We start from the raw sequence: 22,517 nt of genomic DNA on the forward strand, positions 1-22,517 counted from the left end.
GGAGGGCCGTTTTTCTATGGATCGTATCGAGGAGATTGTGCGCTTCTGGCGCGTGGAAGTCGGCGAGAAGCACTGGTATCAGTCCACCGAGGAGATCGACGCGGCCATCCGGCGCCGCTTCGCGCCGCTCTGGCAGGTCGCTTCACAGGGCGCGCTCAATGAGTGGGAGCGTTGTCCGACGGGGGCGCTGGCATTGATCCTTTTGCTCGACCAGTTCCCGCGAAACATGTTTCGCGACGACCCACGCGCTTTCCAGACCGATGCGGCTGCGCGCGACCATGCGGGCCGTGCAATCGCCGAAGGCTGCGACATGCAGATCGGCCCGCCCTTGCAGCAATTCTTCTACCTGCCTTTCATGCATTCCGAGGCGCTCGCGGATCAGGATCGCGCGGTGCAGCTGTTTTCCGAGCGCTGGTATTCGCCGGACAATCTGAAACATGCCCGCGCACATCGTTCAGTGATCGAACAATTCGGGCGTTTCCCGTGGCGTAATCCTGCGCTCGGACGCGAGACCTTGCCCGAAGAAGAGACATTTCTGCGTGAGGGAGGCTATGGAAAGGCGCTGAACGCACAGGGTGAGTTGAATGCGCCCGTAAAATAGTTTAATGCCAAACCAGTTTCTGACCGGAGGGAAGACATGGCATCGAAAAGCTACGACATGATCGTGATCGGGGCAGGGCCGGGGGGCTATGTCTGTGCCATCCGCGGCGCGCAACTGGGCCTCAAGGTCGCGGTCGTGGAGCGCGAGCATCTGGGCGGCATCTGTCTCAACTGGGGCTGTATCCCGACGAAAGCGCTGCTGCGCTCGGCCGAGGTCTTCCACCTGATGGAACGTGCGAAGGAGTTCGGCCTGAGCGCCGAGAAGATCGGCTATGACCTCGACGCGGTGGTGAAGCGCTCGCGCGGGGTCGCCAAGCAACTCTCCTCCGGCGTCGCTCACCTGCTCAAGAAGAACAAGGTCGATGTCGTCATGGGCACGGCGAAACTTGCCGGCAAGGGCAAGGTGACGGTCGCGACCGACAAGGGCACCGAAGAGCTGACCGCGAAGAACATCGTGCTCGCGACCGGGGCGCGCGCGCGCAACCTGCCGGGGCTCGAGGCAGACGGCAAGCGCGTCTGGTCCTACAAGCACGCACTGCAGCCGCCGCATCAACCCAAGAAGCTGCTGGTCATCGGATCGGGCGCGATTGGCATCGAATTCGCGAGCTTCTTCAACACGCTGGGCGCCGAGACCACCGTGGTCGAGGTCATGGATCGCGTGCTTCCGGTCGAGGATGAGGAAATCTCGAAATTCGCCAAGAAGCAGTTCGAGAAGCAGGGGATGAAGATCCGCGAGAAGACCACCGTCACCAAGCTCGACCGCAAGGCCGACAAGGTGATCGCGACCCTTGAGGCGGGCGGCAAGACCGAAACGCTCGAAGTCGATACCGTGATTTCGGCCGTGGGGATCGTCGGCAATGTCGAGGATCTGGGTCTTGAAGAAGCAGGTGTGAAGGTCGACCGCACCCATGTCGTGACCGACGAATTCTGCCGTACCGGGGTCGAGGGGCTCTATGCGATCGGCGACATCGCGGGCGCGCCCTGGCTTGCGCACAAGGCGAGCCATGAAGGCGTGATGGTGGCCGAGCTGATCGCGGGCAAGCACGCCCACCCGGTCAAACCTGGCTCGATCGCGGGCTGCACCTATTGCTCGCCGCAGGTTGCCTCGGTGGGCATGACCGAAGCGAAGGCGAAAGAGGCAGGCTATCAGGTCAAGGTCGGGCGCTTCCCCTTCGTCGGCAATGGCAAGGCAATCGCGCTTGGTGAACCCGAGGGTATGGTCAAAACCGTGTTCGACGCTAAGACCGGTGAATTGCTGGGCGCGCATATGGTGGGCGCCGAGGTGACCGAGCTGATCCAGGGCTACGTCGTGGGCCGCCAGCTCGAGACCACCGAGGAAGACCTGATGAACACGGTCTTCCCGCATCCGACCCTGTCGGAAATGATGCATGAATCCGTGCTCGACGCTTACGGTCGTGCGATCCACTTCTGATCGCACCCGCGCCAGCCGTCAGACCGAGACATGAAAAAGGGGCCCTCGGGGCCCCTTTTGACTGCTCGATGGATGTGACGGATCAGCGCTCGATCTCGCCGCCTGCGGCGTGCCAGTCATAGAGGCCGCCGATATTGAAGACATGTTCGTAACCCATTTGCGCGAGCATCTGGGCCGCGCCAGCCGAACGCGCACCCGAGGCGCAATAGAGCGCTACGGGCTTTGCGGTATCAAGCTTGGGATCCTTCTCGGGGCTGGACGGATCGGCTTTCATGCGGATGGTCGCGAGCGGGATGTGCAGCGCGCCCTTGGCCTTGCCCGAGCTCTTGACCTCCATGCCTTCGCGCACGTCGATCACGGTCAGTTCGCCAGCTTTTGCCTTGGCCACGGCATCCTTGGGGTTGATCCGCTCGACGCGACCGCCATGGGCCGAGGGGCGAAGGAAGTTCAGCATGTCGATACCTCTTGCAAACTCGGATGGGCACTTTGGCCCGGTTCCAGCCTCATGTGGCAAATCCAGTGAGTCTTTCAAGTGGGTTCACGGGAAACTCGTCAAAAATACATTCAAGACTTGGAATTCGAGACCGATCTGCCACGAATTTGATCTTGCTGCGAGGGAAGCGGGCGGGAAAGAGAGGCGAACGTTGGAGGCGTACCCGGGACCGGATCAGCCGCTTCAGCGGCCCTGCGATGCTGCCGAAAGATTTGGCGCGGCCCAACGAAACCTGAAAAGTTCACATTTCGTTCGCTCTTTTTCATTGGAGACTCGCCCGACATCTCCTATCTAGGGCTGGTATGTCAGGGGGCATTGATGGCTGAGCAGAAGTTCATCGAAGTGCGCGGCGCGCGCGAGCACAATCTCAAGGGCGTGGATCTCGATATCCCGCGCGATCAGTTCGTGGTGATCACGGGGCTGTCGGGTTCGGGGAAATCCTCGCTGGCCTTCGACACGATCTATGCCGAGGGCCAGCGCCGCTATGTCGAGAGCCTGAGCGCTTACGCGCGCCAGTTCCTCGACATGATGGGCAAGCCGGATGTGGATCACATCTCGGGCCTCTCGCCCGCGATCTCGATCGAGCAGAAGACGACCTCGAAGAACCCGCGCTCGACCGTTGGCACCGTGACCGAGATCTACGACTACATGCGTCTGCTTTTCGCCCGCGCGGGCACGCCCTATTCGCCCGCCACCGGCGAGCCGATCGAGGCGCAGCAGGTGCAGGATATGGTCGATGCGGTGATGCGCATGGAGGAGGGCACGCGCGGCTATCTGCTCGCCCCGATCGTGCGCGACCGCAAGGGCGAATATCGCAAGGAATTCATCGAGCTGCGCAAGCAGGGCTTCCAGCGCGTGAAGGTGAATGGCGAGTTCTACGAACTGGAAGAGCCGCCCACGCTCGACAAGAAGTTCCGCCATAATATTGACGTGGTGGTGGACCGTGTCGTGGTGCGCGAGGGGATGGAGACGCGGCTGGCGGACAGTTTCCGCACCGCGCTCGATCTGGCCGACGGCATCGCGATTTTCGAGTCCGCGCCGAAAGAGGGCGATCCAGAACGCACGACCTTCTCGGAAAACTTTGCCTGCCCGGTCTCGGGCTTCACCATTCCCGAGATCGAACCGCGCCTGTTCTCGTTCAACGCGCCTTTCGGGGCCTGCCCGGTCTGCGACGGGCTTGGGGTCGAGCTGTTCTTTGACGAACGCCTCGTGGTGCCCGATGTAACGCTTTCGATCAAGGGCGGGGCGCTGGCGCCCTGGGCGCGCTCGAAATCTCCCTATTACACCCAGACCGTCGAGGCACTGTCCAAGCATTACGAGTTCGACCCGAAGAAGCCGTGGAAAGACCTGCCGGAGAAGGTTCAAAACCTCTTCCTGCGCGGCTCGGGCGACGAGGAGATCAAGTTCCGCTTCGACGAGGGCGGCCGTGTCTACGAGGTCAGCCGTACCTTCGAGGGCATCATCCCCAATATGGAACGCCGCTACCGCGAGACCGATAGCGCCTGGTCGCGCGAGGAGATGGAGCGCTACCAGAACAACCGCCCCTGCCACGCCTGCGAGGGCTACCGTCTGCGCCCCGAAGCTCTTGCCGTGAAGATCGGCGGCAAGCATATCGGCCAGATCGTCGAGATGTCGATCCGTGAGGCGCATGACTGGGTGGCGACCGTGCCCGACAGTCTGAGCCAGCAGAAAAACGAGATCGCCCATGCGATCCTCAAGGAGATCCGCGAACGTCTTGGATTCCTTGTGAATGTCGGGCTCGACTATCTCACGATGAGCCGCGCGGCGGGCACGCTTTCGGGCGGCGAAAGCCAGCGGATCCGGTTGGCGTCGCAGATCGGCTCGGGGCTGACGGGGGTGCTTTACGTGTTGGACGAACCCTCCATCGGCCTGCACCAGCGCGACAATGACCGGCTGCTGCTCACGCTCAAGAACCTGCGCGATCAGGGCAATACGGTGATCGTGGTCGAGCATGACGAGGATGCGATCCGCCATGCCGATTACGTCTTCGATATCGGCCCCGGGGCGGGTGTGCATGGCGGGCAGGTTGTCGCGCGCGGCACGCCCGAGGAGATCGCGGCCGACGCGGCGTCGCTGACAGGGCAATATCTCAGCGGCACGCGCGAGATCGCCGTGCCCACGGATCGCCGCAAGGGAAACAAGAAGAAGCTAACCGTTGTCGGGGCTTGCGGTAACAACCTCAAGAATGTGACGGTCGATTTCCCGCTGGGCAAATTCGTCTGCGTGACCGGTGTTTCGGGCGGCGGAAAGTCGACGCTGACCATCGAGACGCTGTTCAAGACCGCCTCGATGCGCCTCAACGGTGCACGCCAGACGCCCGCGCCCTGCGATACGGTGAAGGGGCTCGAGCATCTCGACAAGGTCATCGACATTGACCAGCGACCCATCGGGCGGACTCCGCGTTCGAATCCAGCCACTTACACCGGGGCCTTCACCCCGATCCGCGACTGGTTCGCGGGCCTGCCCGAGGCCAAGGCGCGCGGCTACAAGCCGGGGCGGTTCAGCTTCAACGTGAAGGGCGGGCGCTGCGAGGCCTGTCAGGGCGATGGCGTCATCAAGATCGAGATGCACTTCCTGCCCGACGTTTATGTCGAATGCGAGACCTGCAAGGGCAAGCGTTATAACCGCGAGACCTTGGAAATCTTGTATAAAGGCAAGAGCATAGCGGACGTTCTTGATATGACCGTCGAGGACGCGCAGGAGTTCTTCAAGGCCGTGCCCGCGATCCGCGAGAAGATGGATGCGCTGATGGAGGTAGGGCTTGGCTATATCAAGGTCGGCCAGCAGGCGACGACGCTTTCGGGCGGTGAGGCGCAGCGGGTGAAACTGTCCAAAGAACTCAGCAAACGCGCGACGGGCCGCACGCTCTACATCCTCGACGAGCCGACCACGGGTCTGCATTTCGAGGATGTGCGAAAATTGCTGGAGGTGCTGCATTCCCTTGTCGAGCAGGGCAATACGGTTGTGGTGATCGAGCACAATCTCGACGTGATCAAGACCGCCGATCATATCATCGATATCGGACCCGAGGGCGGTGATGGCGGTGGCGAGATCGTGGCCGAGGGCACACCGGAAGAGGTCGCGATCAATCCGCGCTCGCATACCGGGCGGTATCTCGCGCCGATGCTGGGGCTCAAGGAGGCTGCGGAATAGCGATCAGCGCCGGATCGCGCGGCCCATCACTTCAAGAACCTTGTGGCTGTCCGCGCCGACTTTGTAGATCACGCCGCGCACTACGTAATAGCGCCACGCACCCGTCACGGGCGGCAGGTCATAGCGGTTGAGATTCATCACCATCGAATGGTCATAGACCGGGAAAATCTCACCGACTTTGAAATCCGGTTGCATCTGGCCCTGGAGAACCCAGCGCGAGACGCCGTTGCGCTCAACCTTGCAAAAGGTGTCGCCCGTCGAGAGCGTCTTGCATTCTGGCTTGGTGGTTGCGTTTGACTCTGCCTGTCCGACCACACGCTTGCCGCCTCGCATCACCTCGACGTCTTGTGCCGAGGCGGGCAGGGCGAGGATAACCAGGGCCAGCAAGGCCGACGCTGTCAGGCCGGAAACTCTCATCCCATGAACCCTAGCGGTTGGGCTGATGACCGGCAACGGCAACGGGCGGGGTGAGATTTGTCGCGGCATGGCAGTCATCGATTCTCCCTCTTCGTGCAGGAGAAAGCAAAACGGGCGGAAAATGTTCCGCCCGTTTTCCAAAAGAATGCCGGTTGTCGAAAGGCGCGGCTCAGTGGCCGATGATCGAGTCCGCCTTGCCGACCTGGGCGAGCACTTCGCCGGTCTGCGCATCAACACGGTAGATATAGTCGTAGGAGCGCCAGTAGGTCGCATTCGGGTTCAGGCCGAAATTGCCGGGCTGACGGATGCGGACATAGTTGCGCGTGATCCGCTGGCCCTGCTCCCAAAGCCGGTCATTGCGCACCGAAGGCGTCGAGATGGCGGTCATGTCGCTGCTGGCCAGAGTGATCTGAGCCGCGCTGTCAGAGGTCAGCCACTTGGCGGGGCCTTCCGCCATAACGGCGATGGGCGACAGGGCCGCGCCGATCACTGCGATCAGCGCATATCGGGGAAGATAGGTCATGCGCGTTTCCTTATTATTCTGCGTTCGGTAGGGAAATGCCGCATTGCGGCAAAAAGGTCCATTGCAGAATCCGCATTTCCGTTATGCGCGCGCCTGTGTACATTAGTGCACTGTAGGTGTTTGATATTGCCTAACAAAAAATTGAACACGTACCCCATGATTCGTTAAAGGCCCGCGCGATTTGCGCGGGCCTTGCCTTGCCGTGACGTCAGTTTCGGGGGCGTTTTCGCAGTTGCGAAATCAATTGCCGAGGATCGATTGCGCCAGACCGATAAGTGCGAGCACTTCACCGGTCTTGCGATCGACCCTGTAGACATACCCGTCCGAGCGCCAGTAGGTGTTGCGCGGGTCGAGCCCGAAGCGGCGCGGATCGCGCACGAGGATGTAATCGCCGGTGATCCGTTCGCCTTCACGCCAGCGCTTGCGCTCGTGATGCTCCTGGGTCAGTCCCGGCGGGCGGCAGCCATTGTTCTTCTTGGCCAGCCCGGGCGGGCAGGCACGGTAATCGTGCTGGGCACCACGGATTACATATTCCGAGCGCGGCTTGTCCTTCTTCCACTTCGCAGCGCCGTTGCCGGGATTGTCGGCCAGCGCGACGCCGGGCAGCAGGCTCGCGCCAAGCGTGGCGGCAAGCGTGAGGCGGGTCAGATGTTTCATGCGAACTCTCCTTTCGTTCGTCTCGCTGGAGTAATGAACGGATGAGGCCTTTCGTTCCATCGCAGGAATTTTCCTTCGGCGGCGGATGGTGCAGCGGCAAGCAAAACCCCGCCGAAGCGCGTTGGCTTCGGCGGGGGAAGACGGGTCTGCGTTGCGGGCTGTGCGCCCGGATCACTTCTTGCAGGTGTTGATTCCGAGGATCGAGTAGAGCGCGCAGCTGCCGATCAGGCCGGTCGCGAGCGGGATGATCCCGATCCAGTAGAGCCAGCTATAGGGAGCGCCCGGGTTCAGGAAATAGCCCAGGATCAGGCCAAGCCCGATCACGATGCGCAGGATGCGGTCAATGCCGCCGACATTGCGTTGAAACATGGAAAACCCCTTCGGTTATCGCGCTGTATACCCACTGTGATAGCGATACGCGGTTGTTCGCGGCAAGGATTAACTCGCCTCGGTACGAATTGAGGGGCTGTGACATGAGGGCGCGGGCAGGGCAGTGAAGGCCCGCCCGCGCCGATCGCTCAGGTCCGGCCGCGTTTCTCGAAACGCGGGAGCATGGCCGAGAAGTCGCGGCCCTTGCCATCCTCGGCCTCGACGAAGGCGGCATAGAGGGCGGCGGCGAGCTTGCCCATCGGCGTGTCTGCATCGGCGCTCTCGGCTGCCTGCTGGCTCAGGCGCAGGTCCTTGAGCATCAGTTCCGAGGCGAAGCCGGGTTTGTAATCGTTGTCCGCGGGCGTTTGCGGCCCGACACCCGGCGCGGGGCAATAGGTGTTCATCGACCAGCTCTGACCCGAGGAGGTCGAAACCACGTCGAACATCTTCTCGCGGTCGAGTCCTAGCTTGTCGGCCAGCGCGAAGGCTTCGCAGGTGGCGATCATAGTCACGCCGAGGATCATGTTGTTGCAGATCTTGGCCGATTGACCCGCGCCCGCGTCGCCGCAATGCACGGCCTTCTGGCCCATGATGTCGAAGAGCGGCTTGACCTTGTCGAAGGCGGCCTGGCTGCCGCCGACCATGAAGGTCAGCGTGCCGTTCGTCGCGCCGCCCACGCCGCCCGAAACCGGCGCATCGAGCGCTCCGAGACCGCGATCGGCGGCCATTTTCGCGACCGCCTTGGTGCTGTCCACATCTACGGTCGAGCAGTCACAGAGCACCGCGCCCTCCTGCATCGCCGGGATGAGCTCCTTGGCGACATCTCGCAGGATCTGGCCGTTGGGCAGCATGGTGATCACCACTTCGCCTTCCTGTGCGGCAGCGGCGGCGCTGGTGGCCTGCGCCACGCCCTCTGGCAGCGGTGCGACCGGGTCGAAGCCCACGACCTGATGACCTGCGGCCACGAGGTTCGAGGCCATCGGCCCACCCATGTTCCCAAGTCCGATGAATGCGATTTTCATTTACTCTCCTCCCAGATGGCCCAGTCCGGCCCCAGCGGCTCCAGCATCCGTGCCACATCCTCCTCGGGCAGGCTGTCCAGAGCGTGTTTCCATTGCGGATTGCGGTCCTTGTCGATGATCTGGGCCCGCACCCCTTCGAGAAAGTCACCTAGTTCCGCGGCGCGCCACGTAAAGCGGAACTCGTGTTCGAGTGCTGCGCGAATGGTGTTGGCCGCGCGCGTCATGCGCACGAGCCGGATCGTCGCCTCCATCGAGAGCGGCGAATTGCGCCGGATCGTCTTGAGGGTCTTTTCCGAGAACGTGCCGCCTGCGACCTCGAGCGCCTCGACGATCGCGTGGATGTCGGGGGCGGCGAAAGCCGCGTCGATCTCTGCGCGTTGTGGCGCGAGGCTGCCCGGCTCGGGCGGGGTCTGGCTCGCGGGCAGGCTCGTGATGTCACCGGTCTCGATCAGTCGCGCCTTGATCGCCTCCCATTCCGCCTCGGGCACGAAGCAGTCGGCAAAGCCGGTATAGAGCGCATCGGCCGCGTTCATCCGCGCACCCGTCACCCCCAGATATTCGCCGACATGGCCCGGCGCCCGGGCAAGCAGCAGCGTGCCGCCCACATCCGGGATCAAACCGATCCCGCTTTCGGGCATCGACACTTGTGTGCTTTCGCCAACGACACGGTGGCTCGCATGGCCGCCGACACCGACGCCGCCGCCCATCACGAACCCCTGCATGAAAGCGACGATCGGCTTGGGATATTCCGCGATTTTCGCGTTCATCCGGTATTCGTCGCGCCAGAAATCCTGACCGGGACGGGAATCTCCAGCCATCCCCGCGCGATAGACGGCCGCGATGTCGCCGCCCGCGCAGAAGGCGCGATCGCCGATCGCGTCGATCACCACAAGGTCGACCTCCGCGTCGTCGCGCCATTGATCCAGCGCCGCCTCGATCACCATTGCCATGTCATGATCGAGCGCGTTGAGAGCCTTCGGCCGGTTGAAAGTCAGCCGCCCGGCGCGGCCTTCCTTCCTCGCGATCATCGTCTCGTCGGACATCAGCCGCGCTCCGCCAGCATGGTGCGGCTCACGATCAGGCGCATGATCTCGTTCGTGCCCTCGAGGATCTGGTGCACGCGCAGGTCGCGCACGATCTTCTCGATGCCATAATCGGCAAGGTAGCCGTAGCCGCCATGCAGTTGCAGGCACTGGTTGGCCACGTCGAACGCGGCATCGGTCACGTAGAGCTTCGCCATCGCGCAGAACTTCGTCGCGTCATGGGTCTTGTTGTCGAGCTTCCACGCCGCCTGACGCAGGAAGGTGCGGGCCGATTGCAGCTTCACCTCCATTTCGGCAAGGCGGAACTGCAGCGCCTGGAACTGGTCGATCGAACGCCCGAAGGCCTTGCGCTCACCCATATAGGTCAGGGTCTGGGTCAGCGCGGCCTGCGCGCCACCCAGGGCCGAGGCCGCGATGTTCAGACGCCCGCCATCGAGCCCCGCCATCGCATAGGTGAACCCCTTGCCCTCTTCGCCCAGAAGGTTCTCGTCCGGTACGACGCAATCGTCGAATTGGACCTGAGCGGTCGGTTGCGCTTTCCAGCCCATCTTGCGCTCGAGCGCGCCGAAGCTCAGCCCCGGCGTGCCATCCTCGACCACCACGGTCGAGATGCCCTTCGGGCCATCCTCGCCGGTGCGCACCATCGTCACATAGACGTCCGAATAGCCGCCACCCGAGATGAAGGCCTTGGTCCCGTTGAGTTTCCAGCCCTCGTTCGTGCGCTCTGCGCGGGTGCGCAGCGCTGCCGCATCCGAACCCGAGCCCGGCTCGGTCAGGCAATAGGAGAAGATCTTGTTCATGCTCACGAGATCGGGCAGCCAGCGCGCCTTGTCCTCGTCCGAGCCGAACTTGTCGATCATGCCGCCGCACATGTTGTGGATCGACAGGAACGAGCCCACGGCGGGGCACGACATCGCGAGGGCTTCGAAGACCAGAGTCGCATCGAGGCGCGACAGCCCCGAGCCGCCTTGCTCTTCGGAGACATAGATCCCGCCCAGACCGAGCTCCGCCACCTTTGGCCAAAGCTCTTTGGGAATCGTTCCCGCCTCTTCCCAAGCGACCGCATTGGGCGCGATCTCATCCTGCCCGAAGGCATAGGCCATATCGAAAATGGCCTGCTGTTCCTCGCTGAGCGCGTAATCCATGAAACTCCTCCCCCGAGTTCGGCATCTGGCCGGATGAATTGAACACCCGTTTAATTTCGAATCCTTGCAAGAGTTTTGCAAGGGGGGCGATCAGTCTTTGCGCAAAGCGGGCAGGCCGATCCCTGTCGCGCCGAACCCGCCATCGGCGGCAAGCAGCTGGCCGGTGATATAGCTGGCCTTGTCCGAGGCGAGGAAGGCGATCGCTTCGGCGATCTCGCGCTCCGAGCCATAGCGGTTGAGCGGGATCGCGTCGTGATAGGCGTCGATGATCGCCTGGCTATGCACAGCCATCGCGAGTGTCGTGCGCACCGGGCCGGGGGCCACGCAATTGGCGCGGATGCCCAGCTCGCCCAACTCGACCGCCTGTTGCTCGGTCAGTGCGATCACGGCCGCTTTCGAGGTGCCGTAGGCCACGCGCAGCGTCGAGGCGCGCAGGCCCGAGATCGAGGCGATGTTCACGATCGCCCCCTTGGCCTTGGCAAGCAATGGCGTCAGGGCCTGGCTCATCAGGAAGACGCCGTCGAGATTTGTCGCCATCACGCGCCGCCACATCGCGAAATCCGTGTCGCGGATCGGGCCGAACTCGGCCACGCCGGCATTGTTGACCAGCGCCTTGAGCCCGTATTGCGCGATATGGCTGACTTCTTCGGCCAGGATTGCGACCTGATCGGGCTGCGCGACATCGCACAGGATCGGGTGGGTGCCGTTGAGATCGCGGCTCGCCTCCTCGAGCTCTGCCTCGTCGCGGTCGACCATCACGACCTGCCAGCCCATTTCAAGAAACAGCTTCACCGTCGCCAGGCCGATCCCGCGGGCCGCACCCGTCACCAATGCCATCTCGATCATGTCGTCCTCCCGTTTTGCGACAGGACGCTAACGCGGAGCGCGGGGCGGGGGAAGTGGGAAAGAAGGACACGAGCGGGCAGGGGCTCCGGCCCCGCAGTCGGGCGCGGCCCTCTGCCGCCGTCCCGTCCAAAAAGAAAAAGGGCGCCCCGGAGGACGCCCTTTCCCGTATCCCTGAAGCGGGAGCGGCTGATTACATCATGCCGCCCATGCCGCCCATGCCGCCCATGTCGGGGGCACCGGCCGCGCCTTTCGGCTCCGGCTTCTCGGCGATCATCGCTTCGGTGGTGATCAGCAGGCCAGCGATCGACGCCGCGTCTTCGAGCGCGGTGCGGGTCACTTTGGCCGGGTCGATCACGCCGAACTTGAACATGTCGCCATATTCTTCGGTCTGAGCGTTGAAGCCGAAGTTCAGGTCGTCGCTCTCGCGGACCTTGCCGGCCACGACAGCACCGTCCACACCGGCGTTCTCGGCGATCTGACGCAGCGGGGCTTCGAGCGCACGCTTGACGATCGCGATGCCGGCTTCCTGGTCGCTGTTGGCGCCGGTGAGCGAGTCGAGCGCCTTGGCACCCTGCACCAGAGCCACGCCGCCGCCGACTACGATGCCTTCCTGCACGGCCGCACGGGTCGCGTTCAGAGCGTCGTCCACACGGTCCTTGCGCTCTTTCACTTCGACTTCGGTCATGCCGCCGACGCGGATGACGGCAACGCCACCGGCCAGTTTCGCGACACGCTCTTGCAGCTTCTCGCGGTCGTAATCCGAGGTGGTTTCCTCGATCTGGGTGCGGATCTGACCCACGCGGGCTTCGATCTCGGCCTTGTCACCGGCACCGTCCACGATGGTGGTGGTTTCCTTGGTGATGGTGACCTTCTTCGCGGTGCCCAGCATGTCCATGCCGACATTCTCGAGCTTCATGCCGAGATCTTCCGAGATCACCTGGCCGCCGGTCAGGATCGCGATGTCCTGCAGCATGGCCTTGCGGCGATCGCCGAAGCCCGGAGCTTTCACGGCCGCGATCTTCAGACCGCCGCGCAGCTTGTTGACCACGAGGGTCGCGAGCGCTTCGCCTTCCACGTCCTCGGCGATGATGAGGAGCGGCTTTTGCGACTGGATGACCTGCTCCAGGAGCGGCACCATCGGCTGGAGCGACGAGAGCTTCTTCTCGTGCAGCAGGATGAGGCAGTCATCGAGCTCGGCGACCATCTTGTCGGGGTTGGTCACGAAGTAGGGCGACAGGTAGCCGCGGTCGAACTGCATGCCTTCGACGACCTCGACTTCGGTCTCCATGCCCTTGTTTTCTTCGACGGTGATGACACCCTCGTTGCCGACTTTCTGCATCGCGTCAGCGATGAAGCGGCCGATGGTCTCTTCGCCGTTCGCCGAGATCGTGCCGACCTGGGCGACTTCGTCGCTGTCCTTCACCGGACGCGCAGCGCCTTTGATGGCTTCGACGACGGTGTTGGTGGCGAGGTCGATGCCGCGCTTGAGGTCCATCGGGTTCATGCCCGCGGCCACGGCCTTCATGCCTTCTTTCACGATGGCCTGAGCGAGCACGGTCGCGGTGGTGGTGCCGTCGCCGGCCTCGTCATTGGTGCGCGAGGCGACTTCTTTCACCATCTGCGCGCCCATGTTCTCGAACTTGTCCGAAAGCTCGATCTCTTTGGCGACCGACACGCCGTCCTTGGTGATGCGGGGCGCACCGAACGACTTTTCGATCACGACGTTGCGGCCTTTCGGGCCCAGCGTCACTTTCACCGCGTCGGCGAGAATGTTGACGCCCTTGAGCATCCGGTCGCGCGCGTCGGTGGAGAATTTAACGTCCTTGGCTGCCATGTCTGTTGGCTCCTTGACTTGGTATTCGTTGGGAAATCATGGGGTCTCGGTAAGGGCAGGGTGCGCCTTACGAGATGATGCCCATGATGTCGCTTTCCTTCATGATCAGCAGCTCTTCGCCGTCGACCGTGACTTCGGTGCCCGACCACTTGCCGAACAGAACGCGGTCGCCCGCCTTCACTGCCGGAGCGATCAGCTCGCCCGAATCCTTGCGTGCGCCGTCGCCGACTGCGACAACTTCGCCCTCGGCGGGCTTTTCTTTCGCGCTGTCGGGGATGATCAGGCCACCCTTGGTCTTTTCTTCGCTCTCCACGCGCTTGACCAGCACACGGTCATGAAGCGGTTTGAATGCCATCTGGCTCACTCCCTAAAGGTTCCAGGTTTGAAAAGTTTTAGCACTCGTCTTTGGTGAGTGCTAACGGCGCAGGAGTTAGTCACTGGGGCCGGGAACTGTCAATGGGCGAGATGCGAAAAATTTTCGTCTCCGGAGACGGAGCGGAGATGGGGTTGTGCTCAGTGTCCGTGTGTCAGAGGCGGGAAGGGAAGGTGGTTGTGGTATCGCCAAATCCGCCGGGGCAAGGCATCTCAAAGCCCTTTTGACATGTCCCGCCTAATCCGGGGACCATTGTCATAGAATCCACTCACACCAAGTGCGAGGTTATGAGAATACTGCAATACGTCGATTGGATATTTTCTACGGCTGCGGGCGTTCCGGATGGCCCAATCACGCTCGACATTGTTGACAGCTGCTCGGCTTGTCTTGACAGAATAGGCGATCACCCGGTGGCGGTAATCGTATCCGACGACCACGACGGCTTCATAGGCGACGCCGTCGAGCGTTTCGGTCTTGATCGTGTGGCGCTCGAAACCAAATCCGGATCGGCTGGCCCGGTATCGGTCATGTTCGGCCTTCGAGATCGGAACAAACCGCAGGCGCTCCATCGTCGCCACGCATTGCCCGGGTTCGCAGCCCGGAAAGTCAACGCGCCAAACATCGGGATCCTTGGGAACCTCAGCGATATAGAGGCGCACCTGCGGCAGCCCTGTGTCTTCGAATTGCGACAGAAACTTCCGCAACTCTGTCTCTTGGTCCTTGCGTATATCCACAATGAGAAAGGCAAACCCCGGCGAGCGCACAACCGGGCGGCCAATGATCGCGGAGGTCAGCCGATAGCCCGGCATCGCTTGCTCGACCATCTCCTGGAACCGGGCATCGGTCGGAAGCCGCGGCGCGTAGGAGGCCCGGGGGCCAAACGCGCAGCCCATGAACCCCAGAAAACCAAAGGGCAGGAGCAGGGAAAAGGCGCGGCGACGAAATCTATTGTCCGACATGACGTCCTCCGACGCTCAAGAAACGCACATCAAAGCCCTTTTGAAAGTTCGCCCCCAATGTGGGGACCATCGTCGTAAAAAGCGCTCACGCCGAGCGCAAGATTGCGAGAATATCGAAACACCTCAATTGGGTATTTTAGATTTCTACGAGCGTTAAGGACCGCCCAATCACGCTCTCGCTCGTTAATGGCCGCTCGGTCGGTCTCAACAAAATAAGAGATGACCCGGTGGCGGTAATCGTATCCGACGACCACGACCGCTTCATAGGCGACGCCATCGAGCGTTGCGGTCTTGATCGTGTGGCGCTCGAAACCAAACCCGGATCGGTCGGCCCGGTATCGGTCATGTTCGGCCTTCGAGATCGGAACAAACCGCAGGCGCTCCATCGTCGCCACGCATTGCCCCGGTTCGCAGCCCGGAAAGTCGACGCGCCAGGTCTGCGAAATCAAAGGGACGCCATCTATGTAAAGTTTCACCTGCGGCAGCCCAGTGCCTTCGAATTGCGACAGGAACTTCCGCAGCACCGTTTGCGGATCATCGTGTATATTTACCAGTAGCAAGGCAAATCCCGGCGAACGCACAACCGGGCGGCCAATGATCGCGGAGGTCAGCCGATAGTCCGGCATCGCGTGCTTGACCATCTCCTGAAACCGGGCATCGGTCGGGAGCCGGGGCGCGTAGGAAGCCCGCGGGCCAAACGCGCAGCCCGTGATCCCGAGGAAACCGAAGGGCAGAAGCAGGGAAACGGCGCGGCGAGTCAGGTTGTTTTCCAAAATGACGTCCTTTTGAAATTCCGCTCACGCTACGGTGAGGATTATGGCGCTCAAAGTCATGATTTCCCTTCCTTTTGAGCGGCGCCTTCAGCCGTTGTTCGGGCCCTGTCGAGGCGCCTTCGGCACCGATCGCCCGTTACGCGCGCCTTTCCCGCCGATTGCCTCTTTGCGCGCCCTCGTCGGCGTGGCACTGTCGCGATCATGAAACTCAGATCGCTTCTCAAGCCCTTTCTGGCGCCCGCACTGGCCCTTGCTTTTGCCTTGCCCGCCGCGGCCGAGTGTGTCGGCACCGATCTTTTCGACGCGATGCCGAAGGCAGAGCAGGCGCGTCTCGAGGCCGCGGCCCATTCGGTGCCGTTTGCACAAGGGCTGCTGTTTCGGGCCACAAAGGGCGATCAGGAGATCACGCTCGCGGGCACGTATCATCTGCCCGACGCACGCCATGACGCGTTGAGCGCGCAGGTGGGGGATGCGCTCGCGCGGGCCACGGCGCTGCTCGTCGAGGCCGGGCCCGAGGAAGAGGCCCGGCTGCAAAGCGCGATGACAACCGACCCGAGCCTGATGTTCTCGACCGGAAAGACCCTGCCGGACCTCCTCTCGGAAGAGGACTGGCAAATGACGAAGGCGGCGCTGGCGCGCCACGGTATGCCGACGTTTCTGGCGGCCAAGATGCGCCCGGCTTTCGTTGCGATGACGCTGTCGCTGCCGCCTTGTGCGGTGGAGGATATCGCGAAAGGCGGCAAGGGGCTCGACAAGCTGCTGATGGACGGGGCCGAAGCGCGCGACGTGCCGATCCAGGCGCTAGAGCCCTGGGACACGGTCTTCACCCTGTTCAACGCGATCACCGAGCAAGAGGCGCTGGAAATGCTGCGGGCTGCGGTGATCGGCGCGCCCCTGGCTGACGATATGGGCGTGACGATGGGGGACCTCTATTTCCGCGGCGAGCCCCGGATCATCTGGGAACTGGCGCGTGATCAGGCGGTCGCGGGCGGGATGGACCCTGCCGAGGTCGAGCGGCAGATGAAGCTGTCGGAAGATCTGCTGATGGTTGCGCGCAATCAAAAATGGCTACCCAAGATCGAAGCTGCCGCCGCCAAGGGGCCGGTGGTGGTCGCGGTCGGCGCGCTGCACCTGTCGGGTAATGACGGGCTGTTGAAGATGCTGGCGGATGACGGCTGGAAGATCGAACGGCTGGACGGGTAGGGCGGCTCGGTTCTATCGCTCTTTCGTTCACGGATCCGCGTCCTTCGCCTGTTGGCCCGGGCGTCCAACCCGGACCGCGCCTGACCACTCACCGGGAGGGCGCATTGGCGAAGTCAGTGCGGGTTCAATCGACCTTCGGGCTGTTGTAAAAAGCGCCAAACCGCAGGCGGGTCAAAGCGCTCACCCAAAGGTCTGGTGCAGCCCATTTCGGCCTTCCTCACCTCCAGCCCTTTCCCGATGGTGACAAGCCCCTGCGCAGCCCCTATAAACCGCCGCGACAGACGAACATCCGAGGGGATTTCTCCATGACGACCAAGGTTTTCGGCCACAAGGCCCCCGATACCGACTCGACCGGCTCGCCCATCGCCTGGGCGTGGTATCTCAGCGAAATCAAAGGCACGCCCGCGAAGGCCTGCCTGCTTGGCGAGCCCAACACCGAGGCTGCCTTCGTGATCGAGCATTGGGGTCTCGAGAAGCCCGAGATCATCGCGGACGTGGCCGAGGGCGAGAGCGTCGTCATCGTGGACACCAACAACCCGGCCGAGCTCCCCGCGAGCATCAACTCGGCCAACGTGATCCAGATCATCGACCACCACAAGCTGACCGGCGGAATCGAGACCACCTCGCCGATCGACATCACGATGCGCCCGCTCGCCTGCACCGCGACCATCATGTATGACCTGATGGGCGACGACGTGGCCAAGGCGCCGCGCGGGGTGAAGGGCGCGATGCTGAGCTGCATCCTGTCCGACACGCTGGAATTCCGTTCGCCCACCACCACCGATCACGACCGCGCCGTCTGCGAGGCTCTGGCGAAGGATCTCGGCGTCGACATGCATGAGCTTGCGACGAAGATGTTCGAGGCGAAATCGGACGTCTCGGCCTTCTCCGACGCGGAACTGCTGCGCATGGATTCGAAGGAATATGCCGTGGGTGGCACCTCGTTCCGCGTCTCGGTCCTCGAGACCACCGCGCCGAAGATGATCCTCGATCGCAAGGCCTCGCTGATGGGCGCGATGGAGACGGTCGCGAAAGAGGATGGCGTCGATCAGGTGCTTTTGTTCGTGGTCGATATCCTCAACGAGGAAGCGACGCTGCTGGTGCCGAACGATCTGGTGAAGGGCGTGGCCGAGAAGAGCTTCGATGCCACCGTTGCGGGCGACACCGTTGTTCTGCCGGGCGTGATGAGCCGGAAAAAGCAGATCATCCCGTCGCTCAAGGTCTGAGCCTTTCGGGATTTGGAATGGGAAAGGGGCGTCCGGTCGGGCGCCCCTTTTTCTATAGGGTCGCGGAGCAGGGCGTGCGCCGGTCCGTGGGATGGCGCGGCCCGAGTTTTGAACGAAGGTGCTTTATGCCGGCCAAGCCCCTCCACTGTTCGAGCGTTTCGCGCGGGTGACCATGCGCCAGCCCGTCGGGACGGACCGGCGCGCGCCCTGCGCCTTCGGCGCGCTCCGGGCGCAGTCGCAATCCCCCCAAGGGTCGGGCGCGGCCCTTACACTTCCATCGTCCCGGTCTCGACAAACCGCTGGTGCCAGCTCAGCGCCTCGCCCAGCAGGTTCGGCGCGTGGTTCGCGAAGCTGCCCTTTTGCGCGCGGGTGAAATAGTCGCGCAACATCGGGCGGTAGACGGGATGGGCGCAGGTCTCGATGATCGTCTCGGCGCGCTGCTTGGGTGAGAGCCCGCGCAGATCGGCCAGACCCTGCTCGGTCACGATCACCTGCACATCCTGCGCGATATGATCGACATGGGCGGCCATCGGCACGATCGCGGAGATCTTGCCGCCTTTCGCCACCGAGGGGGTCATGAAGATCGAGACATAACCGTTGCGCGCGAAATCTCCCGAGCCGCCGATGCCGTTCTGGATCTTCGAGCCCATCACATGGGTCGAATTGACGTTGCCGTAGATATCCGCCTCGATCAGCCCGTTCATCGCGATGCAGCCCAGACGGCGCACCAGCTCGGGGTGGTTTGAGATCTCCTGCGGGCGCAGGATCAGCTTGTCGCGGAAATAGGCGGCGTTGTCGTTGAAATACTGCGCCTTCTCGGGCGAGAGCGAAAACGCGGTGGCGGAGGCCATGCGCAGCTTGCCCGCCTCGATCATGTCGAGCATCCCGTCCTGAATGACTTCGGTGAATGCGGTCATCTGGTCGAAGGGGGCCTCGATCAGCCCGGCCATCACGGCATTGGGCACGTTGCCGACGCCCGATTGCAGCGGCAGCAGCCCGCGCGGCAGACGGCCCTGTTTCACCTCGTTTCCGAGGAAGTCGAGGATATGGCCGGCAATCGCCTCGGCCACCGCGTCGGGGGCTGCGAAAGGCGCGTTGCGGTCGGGCGCATCGGTCTCCACCACGGCCACGACCTTCTCGAGATCGACCTCGAAATAAGGCTGGCCGATCCGGTCATCGGGTTTGACCAGCGGGATCGGGACGCGGTTCGGGGGCAGGGCGGTGCCGTAATAGATATCGTGCATCCCCTCGAGCATCGGCGATTGCCAGCGGTTCACCTCGAGGATGATCTTGTCGGCGCATTCGAGCCAGGTCTTGTTGTTGCCCACCGAGCTGGACGGGATCAGCTTGCCGTCCTCGGTGATGCCCGAAATCTCGATCACCGCGGTGTCGAGCTTGCCCAGAAACCCCATCCACGCCATCGGCGCGACTTGGCTCAGGTGCATGTCGAAATATTTCATCTGACCCTTGTTGATCCGCTCGCGCGCGATCGGGTCGGAGTTATAGGGCAGGCGAAACTCGATCCCGTCCGCTTTCGCCAGTGCGCCGTCGAGCTCGGGCCCTGTCGAGGCGCCCGACCAGATCTTCACCTTGAACGGGCGGCCAGCCGCGTGCTCGGCCTCGATCCGCGCGGCGAGCGCCATCGGCACGGCCTTGGGATAGCCCGAGCCGGTGAAGCCGCTCATGCCGATCGTCGCACCATTGTCGATCAGCTGAGCGGCTTCCTCGGCCGACATGACCTTGTGGGTCAGTCCGGCATGACGTTTGCGGACAATGCTGTTCACGCGCTCCTCCTTCGCTACTGCTCGCAGATCCGGGCGGAGCGTTGGCGAGGCGTGACCCCACCGGCCGATCCCGCCGGACCGGAAAATTCCGACGCTGATGAAAGGCTTCGAGGGGAAAGAGTCCACGTTTGTCAGGTATGCGAAAATTGCATACCGTGGTGCACATGGCGCATGGCGGATAGTGGCGGGGCGAATGGCGGCGCCCGCTCAGGCGGTCAGAAAGCCCAAGGATTGCAGCGCTTTCGCAATATCTTCGGCGGTGTAGGGCTTCAGGAGCATCTCGCCGCGGGGAAAGGCTGTGAGCAGCTCGGAATCGGCTTCATATCCGGTCGAATAAATGATCGGGACGGCACTTTCGTTGAGTGCGCAGGCCGCTTCGAGCGAGGTCTCACCACCCAGATCGATATCGAGAAGCGCGAGTGCGGGACGAAGCCCTGTCCGGATGCGCTCCATCGCGTCGCTCAACGTGGCGCAGACGACAACGTCGAGCGCGCCGAACTCGGACAGCATGGCCGCAGCATCATAGGCGACGATCATCGCATCTTCGAGCACGAGTGCGATCCCGTCGATCCGGGGAAGGGCGGGCGTGATCATCCGTGTACTCTTTCGCTTTCGAGGGAAACTTCCGAGCCAGGCCCGCAGAAGTCCTGAACCATTTTGCGATTCACCGTTACACCATGTCCGGGGAGGACCGGACGCAACTCCTTCTGCGCCCCGACCGGGGCAAAGTCATTTAACTATGACATAGGACTCGCGGAAAAGGGGAATTCGCGCAACTGCCTGCGGGGCGTTGATTTTCGCCTGTTTCGGCGAAGCATTCAGCGATTGCGCCGGGCTCCTGGCGGTATGGCGTACCTCACGATCACGGGAACCATCCCGGTGATTCCGCGTTTCGCAAATGACAAATCAACCGGAAAGAGAACGTCCTGAAATGCCCTGCAGTTGCGATCAGTGCCCCTTTGCCGAAAATACGGCCTTCGAGCGTCACGACGCAAACGAGCGTGACGCCGTTCGTGTGGCGCGCTCGGGGGAGATGCAGGTGCGCGCCGGCCATCCGATCGTGACCGAGGGCTCTGCGCCGCAACGCTTTTACACGCTCCTCGAAGGGCAGGCGATCCGGTACCGTATTCTGGAGGACGGTCGGCGTCAGGTGCTCAATTTCCTCTTTCCGGGCGACCTCATCGGGCTCCAGTCGGCGCTACTGGACGAGACGACGCATACGACCGAGGCCTTGAGTGCTGTGCGGCTGTGTGTGTTCGAGCGCAGTCAACTTTGGAGCCTTTTCGCGAAAGTGCCGCGCCGCGCGATGATGCTTACTTGGCAGGTCGCGCGCGAGGAGCACTTCCTCGGCGATGCCCTGGTCACCGTCGGTCAGCGTAGCGCGCAGGAAGCCCTGGCCTGGGCCTTCGTTACGCTTTTCGATCGCGGGGTGCAGACCGGGCTGGTGCAAAACGGCAAGATGCCCTTCCCTGTGCGCCAGCAGGATCTGGCGGATGCGCTCGGGTTGTCTTTGGTTCACACGAACAAGACCTTGGCGAAGTTGCGCGCGCAGGGCTTGGTGAAATGGTCAAGAGGAACGCTCGCGCTTCCCGATATCGAGGCGCTGGCAGAGATTGGCCTCGTGGAGCGCGAACAGATGCGGCCACGCTTCTTTCTCTGAGTGTTTCGGGTAGTTGCCGTCACGTCCTGACGGTGTAGCGACGAAAAAAATCGTCTTTTTAATCTATGACATAGCGGAATTCGTGGCTTCTTGCGATTGCTGCGGTGCCGCGAATTTCGCGCAGGCGGAAGAGGATGAGACGCGGTTTGGAAGATCTGACGAAACAGCCTGATTTCGGCTACCTTGCCGAACTGGTGACCGCGCGCCGTATCGTGGCGCCGGGAGCGAGCTGCCTGGCCGAGAGCCGGCCCTCGCTCGCGCTGATCGAATCCGGAATCGTGATGCGCTATTCGCTGCTCGAAGACGGGCGACGCCAGATCGAGGGCCTGCTGTATCCGGGCGACCTTTGCGGTCTGTGCGAAAGCGTCATCGGCGGGCGCGGCAGCTATTACGAAGCGGTGACCGCGCTCGAAATCAGCCTGCTGGATCCTGCCGACGCCCGTCTGCGCAACTGTTCGGGCGAGCATCCGGCCGAACATCTCCTGTGGCTGCTTGCGCGCGAGGTCGTGCTTCTGTCGCAGTGGATCGCCTCGGTGGGGCAGCGCAATGCGCCCGAGGGGATCGCCTGGTTCATCCACCATGTCTGGCAGCGCGCCGAAGAGGCGGGAATGATCCTGCGCAGCACCGCGCCGTTTCCCTTCTCGCAGCAGGTCGTGGCCGATGTCCTTGGCCTGTCGCTGGTCCATACCAACAAGACGATGCGGCGGTTGAGCGAGGAAGGGCTGTTTCGGATCTCGCGCGGGCGGGTACAGGTGCCCTCGCATGCTCAGCTGCGACAGGCCGCGGCTCTCTGAGAGCATTTCGAACCCGTTGATTGCGACTTAGGTCGGAGGCGATAGGGGGCGTAATGTCCTCATTTCGTTCACGCATCGCTCACGGCTGTTTCACAAGCACGAGAGAATGGGGCATTCAGACCTGTATCGAGGGAACAGATTGCAACCCCGATCCCCTTGATTCCTTGCACTTTTGACAATCTGTCGCAGA

At 62.6% G+C, this 22,517-nt stretch carries 22 protein-coding genes; 7 read left to right on the plus strand and 15 right to left on the minus strand.

What is annotated here, in order from left to right:
* Window positions 1-16 precede the first annotated feature (16 nt).
* Both BMG00_RS16920 and lpdA read left to right on the plus strand, forming a co-directional pair.
* A complete protein-coding gene (locus BMG00_RS16920; RefSeq protein WP_078575208.1) occupies window positions 17-601 on the plus strand; it encodes a DUF924 family protein in 585 nt (194 codons plus the stop codon).
* A 36-nt stretch (window positions 602-637) separates the two neighbouring features.
* Window positions 638-2,032: a dihydrolipoyl dehydrogenase gene (gene lpdA / locus BMG00_RS16925; protein WP_078575210.1), complete on the plus strand. Its 1,395-nt coding sequence runs from the start codon at window positions 638-640 to the stop codon at window positions 2,030-2,032.
* Between the two features lie 82 nt (window positions 2,033-2,114).
* Here the strand turns inward: lpdA and BMG00_RS16930 are convergent, their stop codons facing one another.
* Window positions 2,115-2,486, minus strand: coding sequence for a rhodanese-like domain-containing protein (locus tag BMG00_RS16930; protein ID WP_078575211.1), 372 nt, complete (start codon window positions 2,484-2,486; stop codon window positions 2,115-2,117).
* A 357-nt stretch (window positions 2,487-2,843) separates the two neighbouring features.
* Here BMG00_RS16930 and uvrA point away from each other — a divergent pair, with 357 nt between their 5' ends.
* Window positions 2,844-5,699 (plus strand): excinuclease ABC subunit UvrA, encoded by a 2,856-nt coding sequence (gene uvrA, locus BMG00_RS16935; protein ID WP_078575213.1) that lies wholly within the window; start codon window positions 2,844-2,846, stop codon window positions 5,697-5,699.
* Window positions 5,700-5,702: 3 nt separating this feature from the next.
* Here uvrA and BMG00_RS16940 read toward each other — a convergent pair whose 3' ends face one another.
* The 12 genes from BMG00_RS16940 to BMG00_RS16995 all read right to left on the minus strand — a co-directional run bounded on the left by BMG00_RS16940 (window position 5,703) and on the right by BMG00_RS16995 (window position 15,660).
* Complete coding sequence (locus BMG00_RS16940) at window positions 5,703-6,194, minus strand: hypothetical protein (RefSeq protein WP_146642686.1); 492 nt, start codon at window positions 6,192-6,194, stop codon at window positions 5,703-5,705.
* Between the two features lie 91 nt (window positions 6,195-6,285).
* Complete coding sequence (locus BMG00_RS16945; RefSeq protein ID WP_078530531.1) at window positions 6,286-6,639, minus strand: hypothetical protein; 354 nt, start codon at window positions 6,637-6,639, stop codon at window positions 6,286-6,288.
* Window positions 6,640-6,879: 240 nt separating this feature from the next.
* Window positions 6,880-7,296, minus strand: coding sequence for an excinuclease ABC subunit A (locus BMG00_RS16950; RefSeq protein WP_245795074.1), 417 nt, complete (start codon window positions 7,294-7,296; stop codon window positions 6,880-6,882).
* 171 nt (window positions 7,297-7,467) lie between these two features.
* Window positions 7,468-7,665 (minus strand): YgaP family membrane protein, encoded by a 198-nt coding sequence (locus BMG00_RS16955; protein ID WP_078530530.1) that lies wholly within the window; start codon window positions 7,663-7,665, stop codon window positions 7,468-7,470.
* A 149-nt stretch (window positions 7,666-7,814) separates the two neighbouring features.
* Window positions 7,815-8,687 (minus strand): 3-hydroxyisobutyrate dehydrogenase, encoded by an 873-nt coding sequence (gene mmsB, locus BMG00_RS16960; protein WP_078575215.1) that lies wholly within the window; start codon window positions 8,685-8,687, stop codon window positions 7,815-7,817.
* Window positions 8,684-9,730 carry an enoyl-CoA hydratase/isomerase family protein gene (locus BMG00_RS16965; protein ID WP_078530528.1) on the minus strand — a complete coding sequence of 349 codons (1,047 nt, stop codon included), beginning with the start codon at window positions 9,728-9,730 and terminating at the stop codon, window positions 8,684-8,686. The genes mmsB and BMG00_RS16965 overlap by 4 nt, the downstream gene beginning before the upstream one ends.
* The gene (locus BMG00_RS16970) at window positions 9,730-10,875 is read right to left on the minus strand and encodes an acyl-CoA dehydrogenase family protein (protein WP_078575217.1); all 1,146 of its coding nucleotides are present in this window, start codon (window positions 10,873-10,875) and stop codon (window positions 9,730-9,732) included. Before BMG00_RS16970 ends, BMG00_RS16965 begins: the two co-directional genes overlap by 1 nt.
* A gap of 90 nt (window positions 10,876-10,965) precedes the next feature.
* On the minus strand, window positions 10,966-11,721 hold the full coding sequence (locus BMG00_RS16975; RefSeq protein ID WP_078575219.1) for an SDR family NAD(P)-dependent oxidoreductase: 756 nt from the start codon (window positions 11,719-11,721) through the stop codon (window positions 10,966-10,968).
* A gap of 190 nt (window positions 11,722-11,911) precedes the next feature.
* Window positions 11,912-13,555, minus strand: a complete 1,644-nt coding sequence (gene groL, locus BMG00_RS16980; protein ID WP_078575222.1) for a chaperonin GroEL — start codon at window positions 13,553-13,555, stop codon at window positions 11,912-11,914.
* Window positions 13,556-13,622: 67 nt separating this feature from the next.
* Window positions 13,623-13,910, minus strand: a complete 288-nt coding sequence (gene groES / locus BMG00_RS16985; protein WP_038078462.1) for a co-chaperone GroES — start codon at window positions 13,908-13,910, stop codon at window positions 13,623-13,625.
* A 230-nt stretch (window positions 13,911-14,140) separates the two neighbouring features.
* Window positions 14,141-14,887 (minus strand): hypothetical protein, encoded by a 747-nt coding sequence (locus BMG00_RS16990; RefSeq protein ID WP_078575224.1) that lies wholly within the window; start codon window positions 14,885-14,887, stop codon window positions 14,141-14,143.
* Between the two features lie 29 nt (window positions 14,888-14,916).
* Window positions 14,917-15,660, minus strand: coding sequence for an amidohydrolase family protein (locus BMG00_RS16995; protein WP_078530521.1), 744 nt, complete (start codon window positions 15,658-15,660; stop codon window positions 14,917-14,919).
* Between the two features lie 201 nt (window positions 15,661-15,861).
* Here BMG00_RS16995 and BMG00_RS17000 point away from each other — a divergent pair, with 201 nt between their 5' ends.
* Together BMG00_RS17000 and BMG00_RS17005 are read left to right on the plus strand one after the other, a co-directional pair.
* Complete coding sequence (locus tag BMG00_RS17000) at window positions 15,862-16,863, plus strand: TraB/GumN family protein (RefSeq protein WP_078575226.1); 1,002 nt, start codon at window positions 15,862-15,864, stop codon at window positions 16,861-16,863.
* Between the two features lie 305 nt (window positions 16,864-17,168).
* Window positions 17,169-18,089: a manganese-dependent inorganic pyrophosphatase gene (locus tag BMG00_RS17005; RefSeq protein WP_078530519.1), complete on the plus strand. Its 921-nt coding sequence runs from the start codon at window positions 17,169-17,171 to the stop codon at window positions 18,087-18,089.
* A gap of 266 nt (window positions 18,090-18,355) precedes the next feature.
* On the opposite strand, the gene scpC is transcribed toward BMG00_RS17005, so the two are convergent.
* Window positions 18,356-19,873 carry a succinyl-CoA:acetate CoA-transferase ScpC gene (gene scpC, locus BMG00_RS17010; protein ID WP_281251076.1) on the minus strand — a complete coding sequence of 506 codons (1,518 nt, stop codon included), beginning with the start codon at window positions 19,871-19,873 and terminating at the stop codon, window positions 18,356-18,358.
* A gap of 207 nt (window positions 19,874-20,080) precedes the next feature.
* A complete protein-coding gene (locus tag BMG00_RS17015) occupies window positions 20,081-20,467 on the minus strand; it encodes a response regulator (protein WP_078530518.1) in 387 nt (128 codons plus the stop codon).
* 439 nt (window positions 20,468-20,906) lie between these two features.
* Here BMG00_RS17015 and BMG00_RS17020 point away from each other — a divergent pair, with 439 nt between their 5' ends.
* The gene (locus tag BMG00_RS17020; RefSeq protein WP_245795078.1) at window positions 20,907-21,533 is read left to right on the plus strand and encodes a Crp/Fnr family transcriptional regulator; all 627 of its coding nucleotides are present in this window, start codon (window positions 20,907-20,909) and stop codon (window positions 21,531-21,533) included.
* Window positions 21,534-21,667: 134 nt separating this feature from the next.
* The gene (locus BMG00_RS17025; protein WP_078575231.1) at window positions 21,668-22,327 is read left to right on the plus strand and encodes a Crp/Fnr family transcriptional regulator; all 660 of its coding nucleotides are present in this window, start codon (window positions 21,668-21,670) and stop codon (window positions 22,325-22,327) included.
* Window positions 22,328-22,517: the final 190 nt, after the last annotated feature.

Origin of the sequence: Thioclava marina (assembly GCF_002020135.1) — a bacterium.
In the GTDB taxonomy this organism is placed as follows: Bacteria; Pseudomonadota; Alphaproteobacteria; order Rhodobacterales; family Rhodobacteraceae; genus Thioclava; species Thioclava marina.

What these genes read in the sequence shown, in the direction of transcription:
- BMG00_RS17000 (WP_078575226.1), top strand. Translation starts at nt 15,862, where the DNA reads ATGAAACTCAGATCGCTTCTCAAGCCCTTTCTGGCGCCCGCACTGGCC.
- BMG00_RS17005 (WP_078530519.1), top strand. Translation starts at nt 17,169, where the DNA reads ATGACGACCAAGGTTTTCGGCCACAAGGCCCCCGATACCGACTCGACC.
- BMG00_RS16945 (WP_078530531.1), bottom strand. Translation starts at nt 6,639, where the DNA reads ATGACCTATCTTCCCCGATATGCGCTGATCGCAGTGATCGGCGCGGCC.
- uvrA (WP_078575213.1), top strand. Translation starts at nt 2,844, where the DNA reads ATGGCTGAGCAGAAGTTCATCGAAGTGCGCGGCGCGCGCGAGCACAAT.
- BMG00_RS16940 (WP_146642686.1), bottom strand. Translation starts at nt 6,194, where the DNA reads ATGACTGCCATGCCGCGACAAATCTCACCCCGCCCGTTGCCGTTGCCG.
- BMG00_RS16990 (WP_078575224.1), bottom strand. Translation starts at nt 14,887, where the DNA reads ATGTCGGACAATAGATTTCGTCGCCGCGCCTTTTCCCTGCTCCTGCCC.
- BMG00_RS17020 (WP_245795078.1), top strand. Translation starts at nt 20,907, where the DNA reads ATGCAGGTGCGCGCCGGCCATCCGATCGTGACCGAGGGCTCTGCGCCG.
- groES (WP_038078462.1), bottom strand. Translation starts at nt 13,910, where the DNA reads ATGGCATTCAAACCGCTTCATGACCGTGTGCTGGTCAAGCGCGTGGAG.
- BMG00_RS16920 (WP_078575208.1), top strand. Translation starts at nt 17, where the DNA reads ATGGATCGTATCGAGGAGATTGTGCGCTTCTGGCGCGTGGAAGTCGGC.
- groL (WP_078575222.1), bottom strand. Translation starts at nt 13,555, where the DNA reads ATGGCAGCCAAGGACGTTAAATTCTCCACCGACGCGCGCGACCGGATG.
- lpdA (WP_078575210.1), top strand. Translation starts at nt 638, where the DNA reads ATGGCATCGAAAAGCTACGACATGATCGTGATCGGGGCAGGGCCGGGG.
- BMG00_RS16975 (WP_078575219.1), bottom strand. Translation starts at nt 11,721, where the DNA reads ATGATCGAGATGGCATTGGTGACGGGTGCGGCCCGCGGGATCGGCCTG.
- BMG00_RS17025 (WP_078575231.1), top strand. Translation starts at nt 21,668, where the DNA reads ATGAGACGCGGTTTGGAAGATCTGACGAAACAGCCTGATTTCGGCTAC.
- BMG00_RS16965 (WP_078530528.1), bottom strand. Translation starts at nt 9,730, where the DNA reads ATGTCCGACGAGACGATGATCGCGAGGAAGGAAGGCCGCGCCGGGCGG.
- BMG00_RS16930 (WP_078575211.1), bottom strand. Translation starts at nt 2,486, where the DNA reads ATGCTGAACTTCCTTCGCCCCTCGGCCCATGGCGGTCGCGTCGAGCGG.
- BMG00_RS16955 (WP_078530530.1), bottom strand. Translation starts at nt 7,665, where the DNA reads ATGTTTCAACGCAATGTCGGCGGCATTGACCGCATCCTGCGCATCGTG.
- mmsB (WP_078575215.1), bottom strand. Translation starts at nt 8,687, where the DNA reads ATGAAAATCGCATTCATCGGACTTGGGAACATGGGTGGGCCGATGGCC.
- BMG00_RS16970 (WP_078575217.1), bottom strand. Translation starts at nt 10,875, where the DNA reads ATGGATTACGCGCTCAGCGAGGAACAGCAGGCCATTTTCGATATGGCC.
- BMG00_RS17015 (WP_078530518.1), bottom strand. Translation starts at nt 20,467, where the DNA reads ATGATCACGCCCGCCCTTCCCCGGATCGACGGGATCGCACTCGTGCTC.
- BMG00_RS16950 (WP_245795074.1), bottom strand. Translation starts at nt 7,296, where the DNA reads ATGAAACATCTGACCCGCCTCACGCTTGCCGCCACGCTTGGCGCGAGC.